This window comes from Nocardia miyunensis NBRC 108239 (assembly GCF_001613065.1).
Lineage (GTDB): Bacteria > Actinomycetota > Actinomycetes > Mycobacteriales > Mycobacteriaceae > Nocardia > Nocardia miyunensis.
The window spans coordinates 36668-60469 of record NZ_BDBQ01000055.1 but is presented as its reverse complement, the minus strand read 5'-3'; the positions used below and the strand labels follow the sequence as shown (position 1 = coordinate 60469).

Genomic DNA, 23802 nt, shown 5'->3' with positions numbered 1-23802 from the left:
GGCGAGGCGGCATCCTGTACCACGCGCCGTCGCTGCCGGCGTTCACCAACCCGACGGGGAACTCCTACCACCGCCTGGTCCCGGCTTCGAGGCCCCGATCAACCTGGTGTACTCCCAACGCAACCGCTCCGCCGCCGTGCGCACCCCCATCACCGGAGCGAACACCCGAATGCAAGAAGTTAGCCGAAGAATTTTTCAGTCATCCACCAGACGCGCGCCCGCGTTGCGCACCCGGCACAGTTACATGCAGGTGAAATTCTGCTCACAGGCATTCAGTCCATCATGTGAGATTGCTTAGCGTTGACAGGATGTTGTGCCTCCCAGGTGCAGGTGATGACGCAGGGAGCGGGCTACCCCGCTTCCCGTACACGGCAGTGTTCGATTGCGAAGAGGATCCGCCATTATGACTATTGCCGGACCAATCCCCAGTACGGTCCGGTCTCGCGATGAACTCCCGGATGATTTCTTCACCCTGTTCCTCGACAAGACCCGCACCTACAGCTGCGCGCTGTGGACGCACCCGGACGACACCCTGGAACAAGCCCAGTTCGCGAAGATCGACCTCGCCTTGGACAAGTGCGATCTGCGGCCGGGGATGACCCTGCTGGACGTCGGCTGCGGCTGGGGGTCGACCATGCTGCGCGCCATGGACACCTACGGGGTGAACGCGATCGGGCTGACCAGCAACCGCCACCAGCACCGATATGTCCGCAATCAGCTCGTCGACCGCCTGATCCGCGGCCACCCCTACGGCGGGGTACGTCGGCAAGGCTGGGAGGAATTCGATCGCCGCCCCGATCGCATCGTGTGTATCGGCAGGCTGGAACACCTCCACCCGCAGCGCTACCCCGATTTCTTCGATTTCGCCTACCGGACCCTGCCCGAGGACGGCGTGCTGTTGATCCAGACCGTCGTCGCACCGGGCCCCGACCGTCCCGATGCCCACCAGACGGAGTTCGCGGCTGCCGATGCGGTGTCCACGCCCGGGACCATCTTCCCGGGCGACCGACTCCTGCCACCGAACGGCCGCAACCCCAAAGGGGTCACCCAGCACGCGGAGGATGCCGGATTCATGATCACCGGAATCGAGAGACTGGGACAGCATTACACCACCACACTGGAGTGCTGGGCCTCGGCGCTGCAGGAGCATCGCGATCGGGCGATCGAACTCGCCGGGCACGACACCTACAACGCCTACATCGGCCACATGACCGCGTGCGCCGACCACTTCCGCAACGGCCGGCTCGACGTCATGCAGTTCACCTGCACCAAGCACACCGGACTGCACCGGCCCGCGCCGCGCTCGGGCACGCTCCGAGACATTCCGGACCCGGTGCTCGCCGAATCGGCATAACGATGCTCATGGCGCTACCGGGCTGCAGCCGAGCGACCGAGGCCGCGGACTCTTGTCGCGATATGCGGAGGAATCAACGCAATGTCACTGGTTCCTATCCGGAAACCAGCAGCGGCGATCGCCGCGCCGTTCGGTGGGCGGGATCTGGTTCTCGACAGCGAAGCGAAGCGCCCGTGCCGGGATCTTGGTGCCGTCGGGTCGCCGCGGTCCTCGATATTCGCAAACCGTGCTGTGGGCGGCGGGCCTCGGTGAATCTGATGTTGTCGGAGGCTCAGGTATCAGCATTCCCGCTGACCCGCAACAGCTTTCAGCGCGACAGGCTGTACACCCCGTTCGCGTAGAATCCATGCCTACCGATTTCGTCACCTCGTTCTCAGTGCGCGAACCTGAAGAAGCCGTGAGCCCGGACGATTGTCCGGTTGGTCAGTGATGTTGATCGACCTGCCACGGACTTTCCGCCACCTAGGTCGTATCTCCCAATGGTTTTCACCATTCGGCGGTGGAGGCCGTGACGGGTTCCGGTTAGGTCGAGGCGAGTTTGGCGATCAGGTGTGGTCGGTGGGGTTCGCGAGGTGGTCGTTGATGCGGCCGAGCAGGTCGAACATTTGCGTGCGTTCTTCGTGGCTGAGCGGGGCCATGATGTGTTCGTTGACCCGGTCGAGGACACGGTCGAGTTCGGCGAGCCGGTGTTCGCCGTCGTCGGTGATGGTGATGACGTTGCGTCGTTTGTCGGCCGGGTCGGGGGCGCGGCGGACCCAGCCATGGTCTTCGAGGTGGTTGAGGACCGACACGAGGTCGCTCTTGTAGATGCGGGTGCGACCGGACAGGGCCGCCTGGCTCGCGGGGCCGAACTCGGCGAGGGCGGCCAGTGCCACGAAGTGGTCCTTGTGAGCGCCGACCGTGCGCAGGGCGTCGCCCGCGACGCGGTGCGTCTGGGCGGCTGTCATTCCGACGAGGCGTGACAGCTGTCCTTTGAGTCGGGCGGGGGTCTGCTCACCATCGTCGAATCGCAGTTCATCGCTGGTCTGCACGGAGTCAGCATACCCTTGCGTTAGAGCCACTAACGATCTAGATTCGTTAGTGCCATAAACGTTAGAGTTACGAACAAATGAGGATGTTGTTATGACCAGCACCGAAACCCTGATCCGCGACCTCGCCGACCGTGCCGAACTCACCGACCTGGTCGCCCGCCACAGCCTGTGGATCGACGAGGGCAGCTTCGATGAGACCGACCGGCTCTTCACCGAGGATGTCGTCGTCACCTCCCCGCGCGGGCAAGCCAGCGGCATCGAGGCGCTCATCGGACTCGTGCACGCGGGCCACGGCACCTACGCAGGGACTCTGCACAACAAGTGCAACCTCGTCATCGACCTCGACGGTGACACCGCTACGGTGCGCGCTCACGACATCGCCGTGTTCGTCATCGACGACAAAACCGAGGCCGTCGCGGCCGGGATTCACCGCTACCGGGCACGCCGGACCGAGAACGGCTGGCGCTTCAACGGCCTCGAGATCAACGCGGTTGCGCTGACCGAAGCCCTCGGCCGCGCCCTGTAGACCCCTCTGATGAGCCGAATCGACCGGCCCCTGGTTAGGGGCCGGTCGTTCATCATGGCCGTCTCAGCAACCGCACCCGGTGACCGGCACCGCGTGCTGACCGGCGAACAGTGGGAACTGCTCGAGCTACTGCTGCCGAAATCCGAAGGCCGCGTGAGCCGCAACTTCGCCAACAACCGTCTCGTGGTGGAAGGCATGCTGTATCGGCTGCGCGCCGGTCTGCCATGGCGGGATCTGCCCGAGCATTTCGGCCCATGGCAGACGGTATGGAAATGGCGAGCCGTCGCCACCCGCTACGACAAGTTAGCGCTGAACTACCGGGCCGGAGTCGTCCTGGCCTTCGTCATCGAATGGCTCCGACTATTGGGAGACACGCCCTATCTTGAGTTTTAAGCTCTGAGGGTTGCGCCGCGGTGCCCCGGTTGATCTTGAACGAAGCCCTTGGGTGATGATTCTTCTTGCGACAGAAAGAAACTCACTCCAAGGGCTTCGGTGAATAGTGTGCACGACACCGGCGATGCTGGTGCGTTCGGGGACCTGTCGGTGTTCCGACAGGAGTTGTATCGGTGTGTGACCGCGCGGTCGGATGCGGTGTTCGACCTGGTTGAGGCGGTGTTGTGCGCGGATGGGCCGGTGCGTTCGCTGCCGGAGTTGTCGCTGGTCGGTGAGCATCGCCGGGGACACGGCAGCGTGTATGCAGCGCTCGAGAATGGCCGGATCGACGTGGCCCGGCTGCGGCGGGCTTTGGCGAGTGTCCCGCTGCCCAGGGCGGCGGATGGGCGGCTGGTGCTGGCGGTGGACATCACGTGCTGGTTGCGGCCCGAAACGCATACCTGCCCGGAACGGATCTTGTGTCACACCTACGGCCGAGCCAAGAACACACACCAGATGATCCCGGGCTGGCCGTACTCGGTGGTGTGCGCGCTGGAAACCGGCCGCAGCTCGTGGACCGCTCCGCTGGATGCGGTCCGCTTGGCGCCCGGTGACGACGCGGCCACCGTCACCGCCGCCCAACTGCGGGCCGTGATCGGCAACCTGATCGCCGGCGGGCAGCAGCGGGCTGGTGACCCGGACATCTGGATCGTCGCTGATGCCGGCTACGACGCACCCCGGCTGGCGTTCCTGCTGGCCGACCTGCCCGTGGCCGTGCTGGGCCGGATGCGCTCGGACCGCGTCCTGCGTAGACCCGCTCCGCCCTGGCTGCCCGGCGGAACCGGCCGTCCGCCTCGTCACGGCGGAGAGTTCGTCTTCGGCGACCCGGCGACCTGGGGCGAGCCGGACATCGCCACCACGACCGAGACGCGACTCTACGGCCAGGCCACCGCCAAGTCGTGGAATAGCCTGCATCCCAGGCTGACTCATCGCTCGTCCTGGGTCACCGAGCTCGGGAAGCTATCGGTGATCGAGGGCACCGTGATCCGCCTCGACGTCGATCGGCTGCCCAGCGGTGCGATCCCGAAGCCGGTGTGGCTGTGGCATTCGGTCGTCGATCTCGATGCTGCCGAGGTCGATCTGTTGTGGCAGGCGTTTCTTCGCCGGTTCGATATCGAGCACACCTTCCGCATGCTGAGACAGACCCTCGGCTGGACCAGCCCGAAACTCCGCGACCCGGCAGCGGCCGACCGGTGGACCTGGCTGCTGCTGGCCGCCTACACACAACTCCGCCCGGCCCGCCCCCTGGCTGCCGACCTGAGAAGGCCGTGGGAGAAACCCGCTGCCCCGCAACGACTTACACCAGCCCGTGTCCGACGAGGGTTTCGGCACCTACGCCCGAACATCGCCTGTCCCGCCAGTGCACCGAAACCCTCCCGACCCGGACCGGGCAGGCCGCCCGGGCACCGCAACCAACACCCGGCACCACGCTACGACGGGCACATCAAGACCGCCAGCAACACCCGCGCATCAAAACCAGCCGGACCGCGACCACGCCGCACAGGTTAAAACTCAAGCTAGAAGCATGCAGCGCACCGTTCCTCGGTGACCCGCCTAGCGTTCGCCATTTCGTTGCGAAGCGCGGTGTGGTCATGGAGCGAATCGGGTCAGGTCTCGATGACGGTGTACGCGTGGACATCTCGGTCGGCCAGCCGCGGAATGATGTCGCCGACGACACGGCTCCGGAAGGCCGGGGTGGCGCGGTGTTCTTCGTAACCGTCGGCGTCGGTATAGGTTTCGACGAGGACGAACCGAGCCGGGGCGTCGAGCGCCCGATGTGCTTGAAAGGACAGCATTTTGGGCTCGGCACGATTTCCAGGAGTGAGTTCCGCGAGTGCGGCGGCGACATACTCCTCCTCACCGGGCTTCGCGACCCATGTCGCGATGACGACGTAACTCACCGCGCCTCCACCGGATTGAAGCCCACTGCACGCAACTGTTCGACACCGTCACTACTGAGGTCATGTGGCCGCCACGCCGGCGTCCAACTCCACTCGATACGGAAGTCCGACACGATCGGGTCCTCACCCAGGAGCGCGGCACGGAGCTGGTCGGTCATCACGCCGGTCACGGGACAGGTGGGTGATGTCAGTGTCATGGTGATGGCGGCGACGTGGTCGTCGGATACCGCGATGTCGCGGACGAAGCCGAAATCGACGATATTGATGCCCAGATCCGGATCGAGGACGTCGTAGAGACGCGCCAGGACCGCGGCCTCCGGCGCGGGAAGCTCGCGTTCCCAGATTCCGGTGACCGGGACTTCGGGTGCCCGGACGGGAAGTTCGGAGATCTCCGGTTCCACCAGCGACGGTCCGAGGACGATGACGACGTCGCAGGTCGGCGAGCTGATCCAGTCGGCCTTGCCGTGTGCTTTGCGTCGAACGCGCACGACATCGATCCCGGCTCCGACGGAAGCCGCGGCGATCACGACGTCGCCGTCATCCGGGGAGTGTGCGCCATCGATGAGTCGTGCCAGCGGCTCGCACGCGTTGGGGCCGTGCCTCAGACGCGCGACGGCGGCGGTTACCGAACTCCCGAGAATGGGTTGGAGCGCTCGGCGAGCTCGGTCGGGTGGCACGCGCAGGCTTTCGCCTCGGACACGATGTGCGGTGAGTGTCATCGGGGCTCCTTCCGCTGAACGATGCGGGCCGGGCGCGTCAGTCGACGCAGGTCGTTGCCCATGTCGGCAACGTCCTCGGCGCGCACGGAATGATTGGTGAACAGGATCTTGCGTACGGCCATGACGTCTCTGGGCCGGTTGAGGGCCGCGATGCGGGTAATGCGATCCTCCCGCAGCCACACCGCGGAAAAGGACAGATCCTCCAGTGAGCCGCGGATGACGAGTCGATCGGTGGGCTCGGAGCGGCCGACCTGCTGAATGGTGTGTTCGTACTGATCCGACCAGAACCAGTGCGGCTCAGCGTAGGGTTCGGCTCCGCCTAGCATGGCCCGCGCGGCCACCGCACCCTGACGGTGGGCGGAGTCATGGTGTTCGACGCGGATGTGCTTGCGATAAAAGGGATGATAGGAATTGGCGACGTCCCCGGCCGCATACACGGCCTCGGCGCTGGTGCGGCACAGCTCATCGGTGACGATGCCGTTGCCGGTCGCAATTCCGGCGGTGTCGGCCAGTCGGTCCTCGGGCTCGCACCCGGCCCCGACGACGACGAGATCGCCTTCGACATCACCTCTGTCGGTGCGGACGGTAACTCCGTCCGCACCCGAAACACAGTCCAGGACAATGGTGCCGAGTTTGACCTGGACCCCTTCGCTGCGATGGACATCGGTCAGGACCCTGCCCAGATCAGCGCCGAGTGCACGCTCGAGCAATGAGCTGGCCCGTTCGACGAGCACGACCGTCTTGCCCATGCGGCTGGCTGTCGCCGCGACCTCGCAGCCGATGAACCCGCCGCCCAGAACGATGATCCGGGTAGCGGTCGCGAGCCGATCGCGTAATCGCGTCGCGTCGTGGGCGGAACGCAGCCGTATCACCTTGTCGTCGATCAGGCGAACGCCGGGTTTCGCACGGACTCCGGTCGCGAGCAGCACGGCGTCGTAGGCGAGCGATGACCCGTCCGCGAGCGCGAGCCGTCGTGCGGCCGGGTCGAGCCGGGTCACGGCGGTGCCGGTCCGCACCGTGACCCCGTGCTCGGCGTACCACTGCGGCGATCGCAGATACAACGCCGACAGACCGTCGGAATGTCGCGGGTCGTCGAGAAACGCCTTGGACAGGGGCGGGCGCTCATACGGCAGTTCCTGGTCGGCGGTCAGCAGAGCGATCTCACCGTCGAACCCCTCCTCCCGGAGGGTTCCGGCGGCGGCAACGGCGGCCGGTCCGCCGCCGACCAGGACGAACCTCTTCACGATGCGGCGCCCGGGGTGGGTTTCGACCCGCCGGTGACGTCGACGACGATAGTGCCGTCGGCGTCGACGTGACAGGGGTACGGCGCCAGACGCGCGTCCGCCGGGTTGATCCCGCAGCCGGTGGTGACGTCGAACTCCCACAGGTGTCGGCTGCAGGTCAATGTGGTTTCCTCGAGGTCACCGTCGGACAGCTCGAATTCCTGGTGCGGACAGCGGTTGGCGTAGGCGTAGACGGTCCCGTCGATATTCACCAGCACGACGGGTTTGCCGTCGACGATCACGCCCATGAGATCGCCCTCCCACAGGTCGTCGATGTGCGGCACGGATTCGGCTCTTCGATCGGTGTCCCCTATCGTCACGTCGTCACCTCGATTCCGACATCCGCGCCGGGAGCGTCCGACGCTCGGCCCAGCAGTCCGTTCAGAAGGTGCTCACGTGCGGCTCGGGCCTCGGCGCCGATCTCCTCGACTGTCCGGGGGTGCTCGGGCGCTGCGGCGAGGAATCCGGCGATCGCCGTGGCCGCGTCGTCGGCTCGGGGCGCCCACTTGGCCAGCCATTTGTCGACGACCGCGCCTGTGCCGGGTTGCTGGGTGAGAACCATGTCGAGCAGGGCGCGACTCCAGGTGTCGCGACGTTGCCGGTCGGCGGCGAGCAAACCTTCGATGAGCCAGGTCTGGTCATCGCCGTTGACTCGGGCGATCTCGCCGAGTTGGCGGCACAACACATCCTGAATCGTCGGCAGCAGAACGAGGTTGTGCGCGACGAACGCCTCACCCCAGTCGTATGTCGCCAGTGCCGTTTCCAGGGTTCTGCGCAGCGGCTGCCAGAATTCGTGAGTCCGCCACAGCTCACCCTCCGCGGCGGTGCCGATTCCCGAATCGGGGTGGGCGATCTGCAGCTGCCGGGTCCGATAGGCGAGTGTGGTCACCCGGCGCAGCAGATCGGCGGTGGCCAGAGCCGCGGCATTGTTGACATACGAGGTCGGTGCCATATACCCGATATAGGCTTCGACCTGCTGGAATCCGTGGGTCGGATATCGCGACGGCGTGTACAGCCCAGCGAGAGTCCGCACCCACCCCGGTGCGAGGCGCGCATCGGCGTCGATATCGCCGAATTGCTCGAGTACGCCCTGTACCTTGTGCTCGGATTCGGCTTGTGCATTGACGTACATGCGATAGGTGAATTTATCCGGAGCCCGGAAGGCGTCCCAGTCCCTCGCCCGGAAGGCGGAATTGTCACGGTAGGTGTCGAACCACAGGTTGGGCGCCGAGGACGGGTTCTGCTCGAACGCGCCATTGCGCGCACTACGCACCGTCCAGTTCTGGCCGTGGGTGACGATTTCGTATTCGGTGGGCATCCTCCGCACGTCGCCGAAGGCGCTGAAGGTGCGGCGGCGCCGCGGCCTGCCCGTTGCGTTCTCGCTCATACCAGTTCCTCTGCGTTCTTCTCCTCGGCCCCTGCCGTGTCGGTCCTCGGTGTCTTGATGGACTCCCAGATCAGTTCGTCACTGCTGGTGACCATGCGTCCGACGAAGGACGGCATCATCGAACTGAACAGCGCCAATTCGTAGGAAGGCCCGAGATAGACGCGGAGTGTCTCGAGGCTCAGCCGCATTCTGGTCGAGGTCTGTACCCGGACGTAGGAGCCGCGATCGATCGTCTCGATCTCCCGGTCCGGGTTGTCGTCGCGGATCGCCGCCACGACATCGTCGATCTCACCGCCCATCCGCAGAACCGGGCCCACAGGATCGTTCACGACTGGACTCCTTGCTGTGTGTCGGCGTCGGGGATGTCGTATTCGACGGCGATGTGGTCGAGTGGCCCGATACCGGCCTCGGCGACCGTCATGTCGTCGGGGAGCACGCGGCCGCCGTGGATGACGAGTTTGGGGTAGGGCAGCGCCCGGACACGATGGCCCTCGACGTGCCGGGCCACCTCGGCGGCGACTTCCGCAATCGTGTGCGCGGTGGTGACCGCGACGAGGATCGGGCAGAAGTCGGTGGCGAAGATGGCGTGCAGGGGTACGAGTTCGGGTGCGCGGTCCGCGGCGGGAAGTTCGGTTCCGGTGCTGGTGGTCATCGAGCCGTCACCCCCGTGGGGGTGACCAGTCCGCTGACCGGGCGGCCAACGTAGTCGCGGGTCCATGCCTCGTAATCCGGATCGTCGCCCATCACCTCGGGGGTCAATCCCATGTAGCCGAGGATTCCGGCGACGTCCATCGGCTGGATCTGGCCGGCGAGGAACCGATCGATCAGCGTCTCGTGGTTGACCGTGTCGCGGTCCTTCCAGAAGATCTGGCGACAGGCGTTGGTGCAGAAATGGTATTTGCGACCGTCGTACTCGAGTTCCCAGTCACGGGCTCGCCAGATGCCGGAGCGGGACTGGGTGACGATGCTGCACGGCAGGTTGCAGTTGCTGCACAACCACGGCAGCGTCTCGGGAAGCGTGGCCTCGACATTGTCGGCATTGACGTTGTCGATCATGACGTCCCATTTGTCGCCGTAGAGTTTCTCCCACGTCGGGTATTTCTCGGTCAGCCACGCGCGCTCATCCTTGCTCACCCCGGCCTTCGGCCGCCACCACAGGGTGGGCCTCCAGTACCACAGTCCCATATGCAGGCCGTGGTGCCAGGTGTCGAGACCATTCATGAATTCATCCCAGTACCACGGCTTCTTGAGCCCGTAATCCTCGATGGTCCGGATGAACTGATCGACGATCCACTCCTCCATGAATTCCCGGTAGGACTGGCGTCGGTGCTCGAGCGGCGTGTAGTAGTCCATCGCCGGACCAGTGAGCGCGGAGAACAGCCGGGCCGAGCCCCAGAAACTCTTGTCGATCACCCACTGGGCGCGCACCGGATCGTGCTCGACGAGGATCTCCAAGGTGGGGCCGCCCTGCTGACTGTGCCGGGCCTCGTCGGTCTGAATCGAGGAGATCATATTGGCGAAGTTGACATCGCCCGACTCCAGCGCGTCGGCCGACAGCGCGATGAATTGCAGGTTGGTGAACCCGGTTTCGAACGTGAAGGGCAGCTCGATGGCCATATCGACCACATTCGGGCTGATCATTATCGAATCGAACAGCATCCGCGCGGCGATCGGAACCCAGTTGTTGGTGTGAAAGGTCTTCTGGGTCCAGTCGTACTGCGGATCCTTGGCGATGAATTCGTGACCGAAGAAGGTGGTGACCTGCGAATGCCGCAATTCGTCGAGAGCGCCGAAGGCGGCCATATTGCGCCAGGCGCCGTTGAGCCCGAAGCGGGCCATCTTCAACTCACCGAGTATCGCGGCGGATTCGACGAGCGCCACGCCGCCGAAATGCATCTTGGTGGCCGACTTCCACCCCTCGTCGAGGTTGTCGAAATTGTCCGAGCGCTGCAGCGCGGCTTTCACCGCGTATGCCGAGGCCTCCTTCTCTCGTTGTCCGACAACGTATTCGGGGTAGGTGACCTTGTAGGACTCCTCCCATTTCGCCCACGCCTCCCGGGGGACTTTCCCGGTACCGCAGTGCCATTCGGGGTAGATTGCTTCCTCGTCGACATAGGACGGCGCCCAGTCCACATCCCGGACGAACTGTTGCCATTCTTCGCGCTTGAGCAGGGTCATAATTGTCATCTCTCCTTCGAGACGGTTCGTTCCGGGCGTCAGTCGATCTCGGTGTGACCCAGCTGCCGGCAGATTCCCGCGTTGTCGAAATATCCGGAAATCGAGTCGATCAGCCCGTCCTCGTCGACGTGCAGGATGAACAGGTGCGGCTCGGTGTATGTCGCGCCACTGGGCTGAATGAATCCCCACGCCGCCTGTTGTGTGCCACTGATGTCGACCTCGACCACCACATCACCGTCGTCGTTGGACTCGGTGCGCCGCACGGTGTTGGTCAGATCGGGGAACGCGGTGATCAGGCCGCGCCAGATCGGCTTTCCGACCGTCGCGACCTTCCCCTCGCCACGCACCACGCGTTGTTTGCCCCACACTTCGAACGCGGGATAGGAGAATTCGGCGTTCACCGTGCAGAGTTCGGCCATGCCGTCCACATCGTGGGCGCGATAACGATCGAAGAAATCGGTGGCCACGGCCGCGGACTGCTCGGCGCGGATATGTTCTCGAATTGCGGTCATGAATCGTTCGCTTTCTTCTCAGACCAGTGCGATCCGGTCGAGCCGTTTCACTCCGAGTCGGCGATAGAGCGCCTGCTGACACCAGTAGCCTTCGAATCCGGACACCAGTCCGTCGGTGATCTCGAAACGCCACGCCTCGTCGACGTCCAGGTGCTTCTCCTGGTTGATCGCTCCCAGGTACGCATCGTCCTGGGTGCCTTCGACATTCACTTCCGCCGTGACCGCGTCGCCGGTGACGACGACGCGCTTGACATTCACCCGCAGATCCGGGAACGCGCGCAGCAGGTCGGCGAAGAACACCTCGAGATCGGCCCGAACGCCCTCGTACACACCGATTGCCGGTATGCGCACGACGACCTGCTCGGCGAACCGGGAGACGACGGCATCCGGGTCGTGGGCATCCACGGCGGCGAGCAGACCGGTGACGGCATCGCGCGCGCTCATGCGGCGACCTCCGCGTTCGCGACGCTCAGGTACTTGATGACCGCGTCGGCGATCGCCTGCGACGAGGCGGGGTTCTGGCCGGTGATGAGGTTGCGGTCGACGACGACGTGACTGGTCCAAGCGCTCGGACCATCGTCGAAGACCGCACCCGCGTTCTTGAGTGCGGTGTCGCAGTACCACTCCATGCCGAGTCGTCCGGCCTCGGTCTGGTCCTCCTCCTCATCGGTGAAGCAGGTCATCCGGTAACCGTCGAAGAGCCACTGGCCGTCGTGGCGTTCGGGTGCCGACAGCAGCATCGCCGGACCGTGGCACAGGGACGCGATCGCCGCCCGCCGGGCCTGCAGCACAGACAACATCCGGCCGATGTCCGGGTTGTCGTGCATGTCGACCATGGGTCCGTGGCCGCCGGGGACGAACACCGCGTCGTAGCCGGCCAGTTCCTCGTCGGTGAGATCGCCTAGTTTCACCGGTTCCCGGAAGCTCGGGTTCGCATCGACCTCCGCTTTGCGCGCGGCCGACAGGTCGGCGCTGGCCTGCCGCTGCGCATCGGCGGCCCGCTCGAGGTCCGCCCGAGTCACGCCCGTCGGCAGCTCGCCCGCGGCCAGAACATCGATGAACTGGCGATCCTGGCGCCACGCGGTCTTCGCCGCCGCCGACACGGCCGCATGGGCCGCACGTTCCGAGAGTCCCGCCTTCCGCAGCAGTTCCGCGACGCGCCGCGCGGCGGCGATACCGAGTTCGCTGCTCTGATGGAGGGTGAACCGGATGTCGTCGACGTCGTGGTGGAAGGTCCGCACGACCGAGTCGAGGTAATCCTTGTCCTCGTCGGGATAGTGGAAGAACCAGCTCAGCCCGTACGGATCCGCCGAGGGAGGGTTGCCGTCGGGGGTGATGACATCGACGTCGAATCCGGCGGCGACGAATGCCCGATAAGGCTTGACGACCTCTTCGACGAAATAGCCGGTCGGATGTGGTGACCCATCGGCCAGCGTCATAGTGGTGGCGCTGGTGACCACGTATGCGATCCGCCTGTTTTCCGACAACGGATGCCTCCTCGTCTCGAACTTGCTCATCTCGAACTTGTCGCGCCCGCCACGCTCACCTTCGTTTGTGACAGGCATCACGGGTTCCACTAAAGCCGAGGACACCCACCGAGTGGTACTGCGTTCCGATCCGATCAGTGCCCATTCCACCGCCGCGTCGACACGGGCGACCGGCCGGTGTCGCAGACCGGCTCGAATGTGTCGGATTCGTCCACAGACCTGGGAGATCGGCGCGAGCTGGGCCTAGCGTTCGGAGACGACCACTGGCGACACTCACGCACGACCAAGGAGAAAACATGACACGCGTACTCATGGCCGTCTCGGGCTCGGACCACTGGACGTTGGCGGACGGGACCCGCCACCGTTGTGGATTCTGGCCCGAGGAACTCGCGGTCCCGCATCAGATCTTCCGCGCGGCGGGTTTCGACGTCACCATCGCGACTCCGGGCGGGGTCCGCCCGGTGCCCGACGAGGCGGGTTTCACGCCGGAGATGAATGGCGGCAGCGCCGAACCCGGAGAGCGCTTCCGGACGTATCTGGCCGCCATCGACCAGGAACTGGACGCACCCGTCGATCTGGACACCGCCGACGTCGACGACTACGACCTGATCTTCATCCCGGGGGGACACGGCCCGATGGAAGATCTGGCGACCTCACAGGATTTCGGTCGGCTCGTCACCGCGTTCGACTCGGCGGGCAAGACGGTCGCTGCCGTATGCCACGGACCCGCCGCACTCCTGCCCGCGACCGACACCGACGGCCAATGGATATTCGCCGGCCGCCGGATCACCGGATTCACGAATGTCGAAGAGACTCAGGTCGGATTCGCGGACAAGGCCGCCTGGTTGCTCGAGGACCGCCTCGCGGCGGCCGGTGGCAAATTCGAGCAGAGTGGCGAGCCGTGGACCTCACGCGTGGTCGTGGACGGCACCCTGTACACAGGTCAGAACCCCGCTTCTTCGGGGCCGCTCGCCGCGCAATTGGTCGCGGCGGTGTCAGGCGATTAACGAAGCCGACGCAATCCGGCATCGAGGGCATGGGCGTCGGCGTATGTCCTCGGTGTCGTGCCGAACCGATTGCGGAATTCCTTGATGAAATGCGAGACGCTCGTATATCCGACCCGCCGGGACACCTCGGCGACGGTGGTATGGCCGTCGATCAGCAGCGCACGGGCGCGGTCCAGCCGTAGCTCTTTCAGGAATTGATACGGTGACCGTCCGGTGACCTCGCGGAACAGAGCGGAGAAGGCAGACGGGCTCAACGCCACTTGCTCCGCGAGGTCGTTGACCGTGAGCGGCTCGGCGAAATGATCACGCGCGAAGGTAAGTGCCGCGGAAATAGGATTCATAGCACTCTGTTTCCCGGCGATCTTCAGCAGCCGCGAATATTGTTCCCGCTGTAACACCCGATAGACGATCTCCTGGATGCACATCGGCGCGAGAACCCGCCGGTCGGCACCGTTGTCCAGCGCATGCAGGAACCGCAACACCGCGCCCATCAACTCACCGTCGAGGGCGGATACCACGGCCGGTTCGGGCGTCTCGTCGCCGTCCGGCGTCCGGAACGACGTCACCCGGCGCTCGAGCATATCCGTCGACACCCGTTTCACCAGCGCCGGATCGATCTGCAAGACGAAAGACAAAAACGGCATACGCAAACTGGCCGTGAGGATTTCGGCCTGGAATTGGAGATTGCTGCCGAGCACCAGATAGTGGAACGGATCGTAGACATACCGCTTGCCGTCCACGATCACCGCCTTCGAACCCTGCGCGACGATGCCCAGGGACAGCGACTGAATCTCCTCCCAGGTCGGCGCCATCGGCTCGGTGAAACGGTAGATCGTCAATCCCGGCCAGATACCGGCGTTGCCGCCGAGTTCCGGGGCCCGCGCCGCCAGCGCGGAGATGAGATCACCCGAACTCATCCGATGTTCGATCATGTCCACGACGGCCACTGTGAACTCCTTCCGTCGCCTGGATCAGTTGTACTCCAGCCGGTAATGGGTTTCCAGGTATTCGTCCAACCCTTCCGAGCCGCCCTCGCGACCGTGCCCGGACAACTTCACTCCCCCGAACGGCGCCGCAGCATTGGACAGCAGTCCGGTGTTGAGCGCTGTCATGCCGACTTCCAACCGAGATGCGATACGCCGGCCCTTCGCGATGTCGCCGGTGAAGATGTAGGACGCCAGTCCCGAATCCGAGGATGCCGCGGCCGCAACCAATTCTTCCTCGTCGTCGAATACGCTCACCGCCGCGACCGGCGCGAACCACTCCACCCCCGCGACGACCGAGTCGGGTCGTACTCCGCCGATCAGCGTGGCCGGGAAGAAACATCCGGGTCCCGTGGTCGTCGGTCCCTGAGCCAGGAGTTCGGCTCCGTCCGCCAGTACCTCCTCGACCCTGCGACGCGTGCGGGCCACCGCCGCGGCGTTGATCAGCGGACCTGTGCCGGACGATGGGTCGGTCCCGGTGCCGGCTCGCATCGCGATGACACGTTCGGCGAGGCGGTCGAGGTATTCCCCGGCCACCGAGGAGTGCACCAGGATTCTGTTCGCCGCGGTACATGCCTGGCCGCTGCCCCGGAACTTGGCGACCAGCGTGCCCGCCACCGCTGCGGCCGGGTCCGCGTCGGCGAGAACCAGCAGCGGCGCGTCTCCGCCGAGTTCCATCGACGTGCGCAGCATGCGCTCGGCGGCCTGCCGCATCAGGGTGCGTCCCACCGGAGTCGATCCGGTGAAACTCACCTTGCGCAGGCGCGGGTCGGACAACAGTCGTTCGACGAGGGGGCCGGGATTCGTGGTCGTCACGACATTCAGCACCCCGGCAGGCAGACCCGCTGCCTCGAGCAGATCGACAAACCGATAGCAGGTCAGCGGCGTGAGTTCGGACGGTTTCAGCACGGCGGTGCACCCGGCCGCCACGGCGGGGGCCACCTTGCGGGTCACCATGGCCAGCGGAAAGTTCCACGGTGTGAGCAGCAGGCACGGGCCGACCGGCCGACGGCTGACATACATCGTGCCCCCGCCCTCGGGCAACGACCCGAATCGTCCCGGCACCCGGACTGCCTCCTCGGAATACCACCGCAGGAATTCCGCCGCATAGGCAACTTCGGCGCGGGCGTCCGACATCCTCTTACCAGCTTCGGCGACGATCATCGCGGCCAACTCGTCCGCAGCCTCGGATACGAGTTCGTAGCAACGCCGCAGGACATCGGATCGGACTCGCGGTGGTGCGGAGGCCCAAGCGCCCGAGGCGGAGTCAGCGGCGGCGAGGGCGGCATCGGCCTCACCGAGCCCCGATTGCTCGATCACCGCGAGTGTGGCGGTAGTCGCCGGATCCGCGACGGTGAACATATCGTCTCTTCGGCGGTGCCGCCACACCCCGTCGATATAGCTACCTGGACGGACGCTGTCTGTCATCGAACTCACGCAGCGAAGTGAATCGCAGTACACACCGACCGGAGCCCCGAATCGAGCGATCGAAGCGATTCGCGCTATTACTACCGCCGAATCGAATACTCGCCCCGACCCCGGTGCCGCGGCGGCGGGGCGCGGGCGCGCCAGCCGATCGGGCGGCAAGTGTGGGTTCAGTCGCCCGCCGACCATTCGGTGTTTTCGACGGCCACACCGAGGTCGCGCGACACGAGCGGCTGTTCGGCGAGGCACAATCGCGACTCGACCTCGATCATCATCTGCAACGATTGCTCCGCAAGCCTGGGGCTCTGCCGGGCGCGCGTTCGGGCAGGCCCGCGCGGCCGGGAAATTCACGTCCGCCCACGAAACTTGGTGGGCCTCGGCCCGCCGCGCGCGCGGCAGGTCAGCGGCATCGCATGCGTTGTCGGCGTGCAGCTTTGCGGGCTTGCGACGCCGCGGCCCGCGCCGCGGGGATCGCCTTCACAAGCGGTTCGAGTGCCTCGACGTCGTTGGTGTTGACAGCCGAAACATCCACGGACAGAGAGATTCCCGCACGATCGGACAGAGCATGGATCTTGGAGTTGGTCTTGCCGCGGTCGGCACGCCCACCCCAAGCGACGGCGGCAGCATCCGCCACACACAACCGCTGGTCAGCACGAAGACCACCGCGATGAACACCCCCCGCTCATCGGTCGGCGCGGTTCCGCCACTTTGGGACGGGCAGAGAGCCCCGGCAGCAACGGCTCGGCCAGAACCCACAACTCTTCCGGCACAAGATGTTTCGACAACTCATCGGTCACAGACCGAACATCATGCGACACAACTCATTCCGACACGGCGTAAACGATCACAACGACTTGGGACACCGTCTAAGATCCGTCCGATGACAATTTCCAGCCATCGATCCGGGCAGGTTCCGCACGGTTCACCGATCGATATCGAGGGTCCACGAATTTCGTTGTACGCAAAGGAATTTGCGAGGGACCCGCACAGCGCCTATCGAGCGATGCGTGAACAGTACGGGTCTCTGGTTCCGGTGCAGTTGGCGCCCGGCGTGCCCGCCACACTGGTGATCGGCTACTACACCGCGTTGCGGATCTTCAACGATCCGGAGCGGTTTCCAGCCGATCCGCGTGGCTGGCAGCAGAACGTCGCGCCGGATTGCCCGGTGCTTCCGCTCATGCAGTGGCGACCGAACGCGCGGCGCAACGACGGCGCCGTACACGCCCGGTATCGGCAGGCCATCGTCGCGGGTCTCGCGGACGTCGTTCCGTACCGCGTGCACGACACGGTCGAACAGGTCGCTGTGCAGTTGATCAATTCGTTCTGCGAAGACGGATCCGCGGACCTGATCCGGCAGTACGCTTTTCCACTCACGTTCGCCGTGCTGAATGTTCTGATGGGGTGCCCAACCGAGATCGCGCAGCGCGCCGCTGCCGGGATGGCGGCGATGTTCGAGGGCGTCGATGCCGAGCGCGGAGGCAGGGTTCTCATCGAGTCGTTGCTGGAGTTGATCGATCTCAAGCGCACCGAGCCCGGCGATGACGTCACGACCCGTATAATCCGGCACTCGACCGACCTGAGCGACTCCGAAATCGTGAACCAGGTGGCCACGCTCTACGGGGCAGGCATCGAACCGCTCCAGAACTTGATAGTCAATGCGCTGCGCGTCATCCTCACCGACGAACAATTCGGCGGCAGCGTCGTAGGCGGAAGCCTGTCGACCCGTGACGCGCTCGATGAAGTCTTGTTCAACGATCCGCCGATGGCCAACTTCTGCTTCACTTTCCCGCGGCAGCCGATCCTCATCGATGACTTCTGGTTGCCCGCCAACCAGCCCGTGGTCATCAGTTTGGCGGGCTGCAACACAGATCCGGTGATCGGCACGGACCAGCACATCGGCAATCGTGCGCACCTGGCCTTCGGCGGCGGGCCGCATCTGTGTCCGGCCAACTCGCTGGCCTACCTCATCGCTCAGGATGCCATCGATCAGTTGCTCGACGGCTTGCCCGAGCTGCGTCTCGGAGTGCCAGCCGCCGAGCTGACTTGGCGGACAGGCGCTTTCCATCGTGCGCTGACTGCCCTACCCGTCCACTTCCCCGCGTCGCCTCCGCTCACCTCGGTGTAGCCCTCATCCTCGGCGCAGCCGGGCGACGTTGCCGAGCCAGTCCTCGATGATCTGGTCGGCCAGGGATTCATCGGCCCGCATGATGCAGGTCAGCTCGAGCCCGCGCACAAGGGCCATCAGCGACTCGAAAGCTATCCGCGCATCTCCGGGATCAGCGATGCCCGCATGGTGGTGGAAAAGCGTACGAAGTGCGCAGCCCAGTCTCCTCTCCGCGGGCAGCAGCGCGGCGCGCAACTGCCGGTCGGTGCGTGCGGCGGCCCACAATTCGATGGCGGCCTGAAATGCCGGGCCCGCCATCGCCGATCGGATCGCGTGCACCAGCTGCTCGAGGGCCTCGGGTCCGTCGTCGAGATCGGCAACGAGTTCACCGACACGGTGCAGGCGGATATCGGCGATGTGATGGATCGCAGCGACGAGCAACTCCGATTTCGAGCCGAAATGGTGCAGCAGCGCACCTCGCGAGACCCCGGCCGCGTCCTGGATCCGTTGTGTCGTCGTGCCCGCGTAACCACGGTCGACCAGACAGCTGATCGTGGCCTCCAGAAGGGCCTCACGCGTTCTTGCGTGCTGTTGCCTTCGCGTAAGGCCTCGCGGTTTCCGGTTCACAACGGCCTGAGCTCACCGTTGACGATCTGATCACGAAGCCGGAATTTCTGGACCTTGCCCAGGGCAGTCATCGGCCAGCTCTCGCCGATGAACCAGGACTTCGGGGTTTTATGCGGCGCGAGGCGGGCTCGCAGATAGTCGTGCAGCTCGTGTGAGGCAGGAGAGTGCTGCGCCGGGTCGAGCCGGACGACGGCCGCCACACTCTCGCCCCACGCAGGGTCGGGCAGACCGAGCACAACCGCGTCGGTGATCGCGGGATGCGTGGCCAAGACCTCTTCGATCTCGCGCGGATAGATGTTCTCCCCGCCACGAATGATCATGTCCTTCAGCCGTCCCGTGACCCGTACATATCCGCGTGCGTCCATGGTCCCGAGGTCGCCGGTATGGAGCCGGCCGTCGGCATCGATCGTCCGGGCAGTCTCGGCGGGCATATCGAGATAGCCGATCATCTGCTGGTATCCGCGTGCACAGATCTCGCCCTCGACCCCGATGGCCTGCACCGCGCCGGTAGCCGGATCGCGAATGGATACTTCGACCTGCGGAAGCGGCTGACCCGCCGTGAACAGATTGTCCTCGCGGTTGTCCGTCGGGCGCGTCTGGCAGACGATCGGGCCGAGTTCGGTCTGGCCGTAGACCGCGCTGGTCACCGCACCGCAGGCCGCCGCCCACCCATCGACCAGGGCGGGCGGGACCGCATCGCCCCCGGACATCACCACCTCCAGCGAACCGAGATCGAAATCGGCCAGCGCGGGATGCGCGAGCATGGCGCGCAGCATGGCGGGCACGCCACCGAGGATCTTCGCGCGGTAGTTCTGTATCGCCGCAAGCATCGTCGTCGGATCGAAGATCTCGCCGATCACCAGTGTGCCCCGCTGATGCACCGATCCCATCCCGGCCAGACCGCAACCTGCGGTGTGGAACAGGGGCAGGGCGGTGGCGAACGTCGCCCCCCGCGCCTCGGTGCAGCGGTCGCGGACGAAAGCGGCATTGGTGACCATCGCCCGGTGCGAGAGCACCGCTGGTTTCGCGCCACCGGTTGTACCGGAGGTGAACTGGATCTGCGTGGCGGACCAGGGATCGACAACCGGCAGCTCCGCTCGCTTGGCGGTACCACGCACCTGTCCGAGCCAACCCTCCAAGGCGATTGCCTCGCGTACCGCGGGCACCGCGGGAAGTGCGGCGCCGACCAGTGCAGCCATATCGGAACCACGAAAGCTGTCGACGAAGAAGATGCCGACCGCATGCGACCGGTCGAGGACGTACTCGAGTTCGGGTCCGCGCAGTGCGGGATTTGCGGTAACGAGCACGAGTCCGCTGAGCGCGGCACCATACTGGAGCACAATCCATTCGGGGACGTTCGGGGCCCACACCGCGACATGTTCGCCAGGCCGGAAACGGTCGAGCAGCCAGGCAGCCGCCCGCTTGGCGTCGTCGCACAACTCCGCGTAGGTCCAGGTGCGTGCTTCGCGTTCCGGAGCGACCGATACCAGAGCGAGCCTATCGGGTACCTCGGCCCCGGCCTGCTGCAACAGTTCGCCGACGGAGATGTTCAGGACAGGCCGGCTGGTATCCACCGGCCATGAGGATTCGGTGAGCGCGGTCATCGGGTCGCCGCCCCGGCCCCCTTGTCGTCGAGTTCTCGTTTCATTCGGTCGATTTCGTCCTCGGTGGGGATGTCGCCTCCGCCGTCGGGAATGAGGCGGCCGCTGTCGCGCCACTGAACCGCGGTGCCGAAGCCGTGTTGCTGCGCGAAGTCGACGAACCAGCGACCTTCCGGAGAATGCCGGGTGATGCCGTCGAACAACACGGCGAAATTCTGGGTTGTCTGCAGGCCCATGTTGTCGTAGGCCTGGTTGATCATCAGCTTCTGCATGACCAGCTGGTTGATCGGGATGCCTGCCATACGATCGACGAGCTTTTCGACCGCGGCGTCGAGTTCTGCTGCGGGAACAGCGTCGATGACCAACCCCCACTCCCGGGCTCGGACACCGTCGATGGTGTCGCCGGTGAGCAGCATGCGTTTGGCGCGTTCGGCGCCGAGACGATACACCCACATCGCGGTCGTCGGGCACCCCCACACACGTGCGGGCATATACCCGATCTGGGCGTCCTCGGCCATCACCACCAGATCGCAGGACAGAGCGATATCGCTGCCACCCGCAACGGCGTACCCGTGCACCTTGGCGACCGTCGGCTTCGCCGATCGCCAGAGCGAGAAAAAGTGGTCGGTGTTGCCCTTCATCATCCGGAAGTCCTTGATCGGATCCCACACCGTGCCTTGATGTTCCACGCCGCCCTCGGCATAGAGCTTCAGGTCGTAGCCTGCACAGAACGCACGCCCCGCGCCCTGAACCACGATGACGCGCACCGAATCGTCGGCATTCGCCTGGGCAACCGCTTCCTCGATCTCTCGGGCCATGTCGGCGGTGATCGCGTTGAGCCGGTCCGGGCGGTTCAATGTGAGGTAGGCACGACGCTCATGCACTTCGTAGTCGACGGTGTCTCCGATGAAAGTCATATCGACGTCCTAACCTCGGCAGCGATGGTGCCGAAACGCTTTCACAGTCCAATTGGACTGTCAATGAATCCGCCCCTGTAGCAACCTCTCTGTCAGGTTTTGCCGCGGCCGACCGGGTTCGGCCCGGTCTCCCTCGCACCGACGCCGCGTCGATCACCGCATGCGACCAGTCGATCGAGCCACGCTGCATTCACCCCCGGCGACCTCCTCGAGTCTGTCCAGGTAACGGTCGGGTCGCCCGGGGTATCTCAACCCCGGGCTCCCACAGCGGAAGCTGTCAAACCGGATGAGACCGGTCATGCCACGAATTCTGTGTTGATGTTCTCCTTCGCTGGTGCGTTGATCCAGGCCGCTGCTGGCAGCTTGGGTGGGGTGGGACGCCGCCGGAACCGCCCGCTGAAGTTCGCCTCCGAGTACGGATTGTCATTGCTGACGTGCGGTCGCGAGTGCGAGCGGGTGATACCCAGGTCGATCAGCAGCTCCGAGACCGGTTTGCTGATCATCGGTCCGCCGTTGTCGGCATGGACGTAACCCGGGATGATCCCGTCGTTCGCTGCGATCGCACCGAGCTGGAATTGTTTTGCCACCCACTGGGATTCGGTGGGAACCACCCGCCAGTGGATCGCTTTGCGGGAGAAGATGTCCAGCATCACCAGTAGCAAGTAGTAGACGCCCTTGAACGGGCCCGCCAATTTCGTTGCGTCCCAACTCCATACCTGATTCGTGCCGGTGGCCACCCGTTCTGGTTCGGTCTTCTCCGGATGGGTGGCTTGGCGGCGGCGCTCACGCACCTCACCATGGCCACGCAGCGCTGGTTCCAGTTCGTATCGATACCGCGCGCTCCAACAGGTACGGCACCTGAGCGCGCAACGGCGGCACCGCGCGCCTGGTGATGCCGACCCGCGCCCGCGCCATCCCGCAAGCGGCTGCCCGAGGGATTGACGCCCCTGGATCGCGCCGGGGCTCGGAATCGCCTCGGTCATGTTCTTCCACTACGACGTGTGCGATATCGACTTCTACACCGAGGTCGGAATCGGCGTCGCGGTGCGCCCGGCACGGCACGGCGGGCCCGGCGTCGTCGATCTGCTCGCGGGGCCTCGGCGACGACCATCTGCACACATATGTGCTGTCGCTGCCGGTGTCCACCGACATCACTACACCCGTGAACCACGCCCGTCCTGCCGGTGGAGGGCTGCCTGCCCCCGGCACCGTGATGGGTGAATCGGTTGCCGTGCTCATCGCGAACCCGACCCACGGGGGTTGCACCGCGTGCACCGTGTCTGGCCTGGTGGCAGGGTGGTTCACGCTACGCGCTCGTGGATGCTGGTGTGGATGTGTTCGGCGATGAGGGCGGCGATGCGGTCGGGGGCCTCGAGCATGGGGACGTGTCCGGCGCCGGGTAGCACGATGAGGTCGGTCGGGTCGGGCAGATCGCGCAGGAAACGCATGGTGTAGGAGCGGTTGGGGGTGACCCGGTCGTGTTCGCAGATCACGAGGCGTACCGGGGTTTTCAGTGTGGTCAGCTGGTCCGGTCCGGGCATGCGCAGACCGCCGATCAGCAGCGGCAGCATGGCCGGGCAGTGCAGGGCCGCGGTGATCGCCGTGGTCACCGCGCGCTCCGGCACTGCCGAGGGGTCGCCGCTGGTCGCGGTGAGTGCGAGTCGGCGGGCGGGAGTGCTGTATCGCAGTGCCGGGCTCAGGTGTTTGCCGAGTTGCACGATCGGTAGCAGTGCCAGGAACTTCAGCCCGATCCGCAGTTGCAGCAGTGACGGGCAGTCCCAGCCACCGGCCGGGGCGATCGCGGTCAGGGTTCGGGCGCGGCCCCGGGCGGCCAGTTCGAATCCGATCCAGGCGCCGAGCGAGTTGCCCGCGATATGGCAAGTGCGCCAACCCAATTCGTCGAGCTGGTTGTCGATCTGGTCGGCAAGCGCGGCGACGTTCAGGAATCTGCGCCGAAGCTCGGGTCCGCCCCAATGGCCGGTCAAGGCCGGGGCGAACACCTCACAGGTGCTCGACAGCCGTGCTGCGACCGGTTCCCAGCAGCGTGGGGTCATGAACCCGTGTAGCAGCACCACGGGCTCGCCGGACCCGGTGTGCAGCGCTGTCAGTGGCTGCAGGGTCGTGGGCTCGCTGGTGGGTGACGTCATTGTCATCGTCTCCTTCTGGACTCCGTTGTCCGCGAAGCAGCAGCCCGACGGCGCGCCCACGACGAGATCGGTCGCAGCGATCGCCACCCGGCCTGCTTCGACCCAGGTGGGGTCCCCGGCGGGCGAGGTGGCCTCGTCCACGGGGAAGCCGAGCGCACGCCGGGCTCTCCTATCGCCCGGC

Annotated in this window: 25 protein-coding genes and 3 pseudogenes; 8 read left to right on the top strand and 20 right to left on the bottom strand. The window is 65.3% G+C overall.

The features are described from left to right. Positions 1-5: 5 nt before the first annotated feature. Both NM2_RS47775 and NM2_RS24470 read left to right on the top strand, forming a co-directional pair. A pseudogene (locus NM2_RS47775) lies at positions 6-205 on the top strand (type I glutamate--ammonia ligase); the annotation flags it as partial. 198 nt (positions 206-403) lie between these two features. Continuing rightward, on the top strand, positions 404-1354 hold the full coding sequence (locus tag NM2_RS24470) for a class I SAM-dependent methyltransferase (protein ID WP_067673224.1): 951 nt from the start codon (positions 404-406) through the stop codon (positions 1352-1354). A 545-nt stretch (positions 1355-1899) separates the two neighbouring features. On the opposite strand, the gene NM2_RS24465 is transcribed toward NM2_RS24470, so the two are convergent. Beyond that, positions 1900-2385 carry a MarR family winged helix-turn-helix transcriptional regulator gene (locus NM2_RS24465; RefSeq protein WP_067673223.1) on the bottom strand — a complete coding sequence of 162 codons (486 nt, stop codon included), beginning with the start codon at positions 2383-2385 and terminating at the stop codon, positions 1900-1902. A 91-nt stretch (positions 2386-2476) separates the two neighbouring features. Here NM2_RS24465 and NM2_RS24460 point away from each other — a divergent pair, with 91 nt between their 5' ends. The 3 genes from NM2_RS24460 (at position 2477) to NM2_RS24450 (ending at position 4852) form a co-directional block, all read left to right on the top strand. Then, positions 2477-2911, top strand: coding sequence for a nuclear transport factor 2 family protein (locus NM2_RS24460; protein ID WP_067673220.1), 435 nt, complete (start codon positions 2477-2479; stop codon positions 2909-2911). A gap of 9 nt (positions 2912-2920) precedes the next feature. After that, entirely contained in the window at positions 2921-3304 is a 384-nt protein-coding gene (locus NM2_RS52635) for a transposase (RefSeq protein ID WP_157121283.1), read from the top strand. Positions 3305-3403: 99 nt separating this feature from the next. After that, a complete protein-coding gene (locus NM2_RS24450) occupies positions 3404-4852 on the top strand; it encodes an NF041680 family putative transposase (protein WP_067673218.1) in 1449 nt (482 codons plus the stop codon). Between the two features lie 98 nt (positions 4853-4950). On the opposite strand, the gene NM2_RS24445 is transcribed toward NM2_RS24450, so the two are convergent. The 11 genes from NM2_RS24445 to NM2_RS24395 are packed head-to-tail and all read right to left on the bottom strand — an operon-like array spanning position 4951 to position 12960. Then, positions 4951-5244 (bottom strand): putative quinol monooxygenase, encoded by a 294-nt coding sequence (locus NM2_RS24445; RefSeq protein ID WP_067673216.1) that lies wholly within the window; start codon positions 5242-5244, stop codon positions 4951-4953. Further along, the gene (locus NM2_RS47770) at positions 5241-5963 is read right to left on the bottom strand and encodes an iron-sulfur cluster assembly protein (protein ID WP_084531511.1); all 723 of its coding nucleotides are present in this window, start codon (positions 5961-5963) and stop codon (positions 5241-5243) included. The genes NM2_RS24445 and NM2_RS47770 overlap by 4 nt, the downstream gene beginning before the upstream one ends. After that, positions 5960-7207: an NAD(P)/FAD-dependent oxidoreductase gene (locus tag NM2_RS24435; protein ID WP_067673209.1), complete on the bottom strand. Its 1248-nt coding sequence runs from the start codon at positions 7205-7207 to the stop codon at positions 5960-5962. The genes NM2_RS47770 and NM2_RS24435 overlap by 4 nt, the downstream gene beginning before the upstream one ends. After that, positions 7204-7566, bottom strand: coding sequence for a Rieske (2Fe-2S) protein (locus NM2_RS24430; protein WP_067673207.1), 363 nt, complete (start codon positions 7564-7566; stop codon positions 7204-7206). The genes NM2_RS24435 and NM2_RS24430 overlap by 4 nt, the downstream gene beginning before the upstream one ends. Next, positions 7563-8633 carry a ferritin family protein gene (locus NM2_RS24425; protein ID WP_067673205.1) on the bottom strand — a complete coding sequence of 357 codons (1071 nt, stop codon included), beginning with the start codon at positions 8631-8633 and terminating at the stop codon, positions 7563-7565. The genes NM2_RS24430 and NM2_RS24425 overlap by 4 nt, the downstream gene beginning before the upstream one ends. After that, entirely contained in the window at positions 8630-8962 is a 333-nt protein-coding gene (locus NM2_RS24420) for an MmoB/DmpM family protein (RefSeq protein ID WP_067673203.1), read from the bottom strand. The genes NM2_RS24425 and NM2_RS24420 overlap by 4 nt, the downstream gene beginning before the upstream one ends. Then, the gene (locus NM2_RS24415) at positions 8959-9285 is read right to left on the bottom strand and encodes a toluene-4-monooxygenase system B family protein (RefSeq protein ID WP_067673202.1); all 327 of its coding nucleotides are present in this window, start codon (positions 9283-9285) and stop codon (positions 8959-8961) included. Before NM2_RS24415 ends, NM2_RS24420 begins: the two co-directional genes overlap by 4 nt. Continuing rightward, positions 9282-10820 carry a ferritin family protein gene (locus NM2_RS24410; RefSeq protein WP_245718192.1) on the bottom strand — a complete coding sequence of 513 codons (1539 nt, stop codon included), beginning with the start codon at positions 10818-10820 and terminating at the stop codon, positions 9282-9284. The genes NM2_RS24415 and NM2_RS24410 overlap by 4 nt, the downstream gene beginning before the upstream one ends. Positions 10821-10849: 29 nt before the next feature. Further along, a complete protein-coding gene (locus NM2_RS24405) occupies positions 10850-11323 on the bottom strand; it encodes a nuclear transport factor 2 family protein (RefSeq protein ID WP_067673198.1) in 474 nt (157 codons plus the stop codon). Between the two features lie 18 nt (positions 11324-11341). Continuing rightward, positions 11342-11767, bottom strand: a complete 426-nt coding sequence (locus tag NM2_RS24400; RefSeq protein ID WP_084531510.1) for a nuclear transport factor 2 family protein — start codon at positions 11765-11767, stop codon at positions 11342-11344. After that, positions 11764-12960: a type 1 glutamine amidotransferase domain-containing protein gene (locus NM2_RS24395; protein WP_218025981.1), complete on the bottom strand. Its 1197-nt coding sequence runs from the start codon at positions 12958-12960 to the stop codon at positions 11764-11766. Before NM2_RS24395 ends, NM2_RS24400 begins: the two co-directional genes overlap by 4 nt. A gap of 146 nt (positions 12961-13106) precedes the next feature. Between NM2_RS24395 and NM2_RS24390 the strand changes: the two genes are divergently transcribed. Next, the gene (locus tag NM2_RS24390) at positions 13107-13817 is read left to right on the top strand and encodes a type 1 glutamine amidotransferase domain-containing protein (protein ID WP_067673196.1); all 711 of its coding nucleotides are present in this window, start codon (positions 13107-13109) and stop codon (positions 13815-13817) included. On the opposite strand, the gene NM2_RS24385 is transcribed toward NM2_RS24390, so the two are convergent. From NM2_RS24385 to NM2_RS51815, 3 genes and pseudogenes are all read right to left on the bottom strand, one after another. Next, on the bottom strand, positions 13814-14764 hold the full coding sequence (locus tag NM2_RS24385; protein WP_218025980.1) for an AraC family transcriptional regulator: 951 nt from the start codon (positions 14762-14764) through the stop codon (positions 13814-13816). The genes NM2_RS24390 and NM2_RS24385 overlap by 4 nt on opposite strands. 24 nt (positions 14765-14788) lie before the next feature. Beyond that, positions 14789-16228 carry an aldehyde dehydrogenase family protein gene (locus NM2_RS24380; RefSeq protein WP_067673312.1) on the bottom strand — a complete coding sequence of 480 codons (1440 nt, stop codon included), beginning with the start codon at positions 16226-16228 and terminating at the stop codon, positions 14789-14791. 405 nt (positions 16229-16633) lie between these two features. Then, positions 16634-16995: pseudogene (locus NM2_RS51815) on the bottom strand (transposase); the annotation flags it as partial. Between the two features lie 233 nt (positions 16996-17228). Between NM2_RS51815 and NM2_RS24370 the strand changes: the two are divergent. Further along, positions 17229-18350: a cytochrome P450 family protein gene (locus tag NM2_RS24370; protein WP_369690335.1), complete on the top strand. Its 1122-nt coding sequence runs from the start codon at positions 17229-17231 to the stop codon at positions 18348-18350. Positions 18351-18353: 3 nt separating this feature from the next. On the opposite strand, the gene NM2_RS24365 is transcribed toward NM2_RS24370, so the two are convergent. The 4 genes from NM2_RS24365 to NM2_RS24350 all read right to left on the bottom strand — a co-directional run bounded on the left by NM2_RS24365 (position 18354) and on the right by NM2_RS24350 (position 22265). Continuing rightward, on the bottom strand, positions 18354-18956 hold the full coding sequence (locus tag NM2_RS24365) for a TetR/AcrR family transcriptional regulator (RefSeq protein WP_067673190.1): 603 nt from the start codon (positions 18954-18956) through the stop codon (positions 18354-18356). Then, positions 18953-20560: an AMP-binding protein gene (locus NM2_RS24360; protein ID WP_067673188.1), complete on the bottom strand. Its 1608-nt coding sequence runs from the start codon at positions 20558-20560 to the stop codon at positions 18953-18955. The genes NM2_RS24365 and NM2_RS24360 overlap by 4 nt, the downstream gene beginning before the upstream one ends. Further along, positions 20557-21474: a crotonase/enoyl-CoA hydratase family protein gene (locus tag NM2_RS24355; RefSeq protein WP_067673185.1), complete on the bottom strand. Its 918-nt coding sequence runs from the start codon at positions 21472-21474 to the stop codon at positions 20557-20559. The genes NM2_RS24360 and NM2_RS24355 overlap by 4 nt, the downstream gene beginning before the upstream one ends. A 296-nt stretch (positions 21475-21770) precedes the next feature. Beyond that, positions 21771-22265: an IS3 family transposase gene (locus NM2_RS24350; RefSeq protein ID WP_067673183.1), complete on the bottom strand. Its 495-nt coding sequence runs from the start codon at positions 22263-22265 to the stop codon at positions 21771-21773. Positions 22266-22351: 86 nt separating this feature from the next. Here NM2_RS24350 and NM2_RS51810 point away from each other — a divergent pair. Beyond that, positions 22352-22645 (top strand): annotated as a pseudogene (locus NM2_RS51810) (acetoacetate decarboxylase family protein); the annotation flags it as partial. Positions 22646-22775: 130 nt separating this feature from the next. Here the strand turns inward: NM2_RS51810 and ephH are convergent. Further along, positions 22776-23762: an epoxide hydrolase EphH gene (gene ephH / locus NM2_RS24345; RefSeq protein WP_245718191.1), complete on the bottom strand. Its 987-nt coding sequence runs from the start codon at positions 23760-23762 to the stop codon at positions 22776-22778. Positions 23763-23802: the final 40 nt, after the last annotated feature.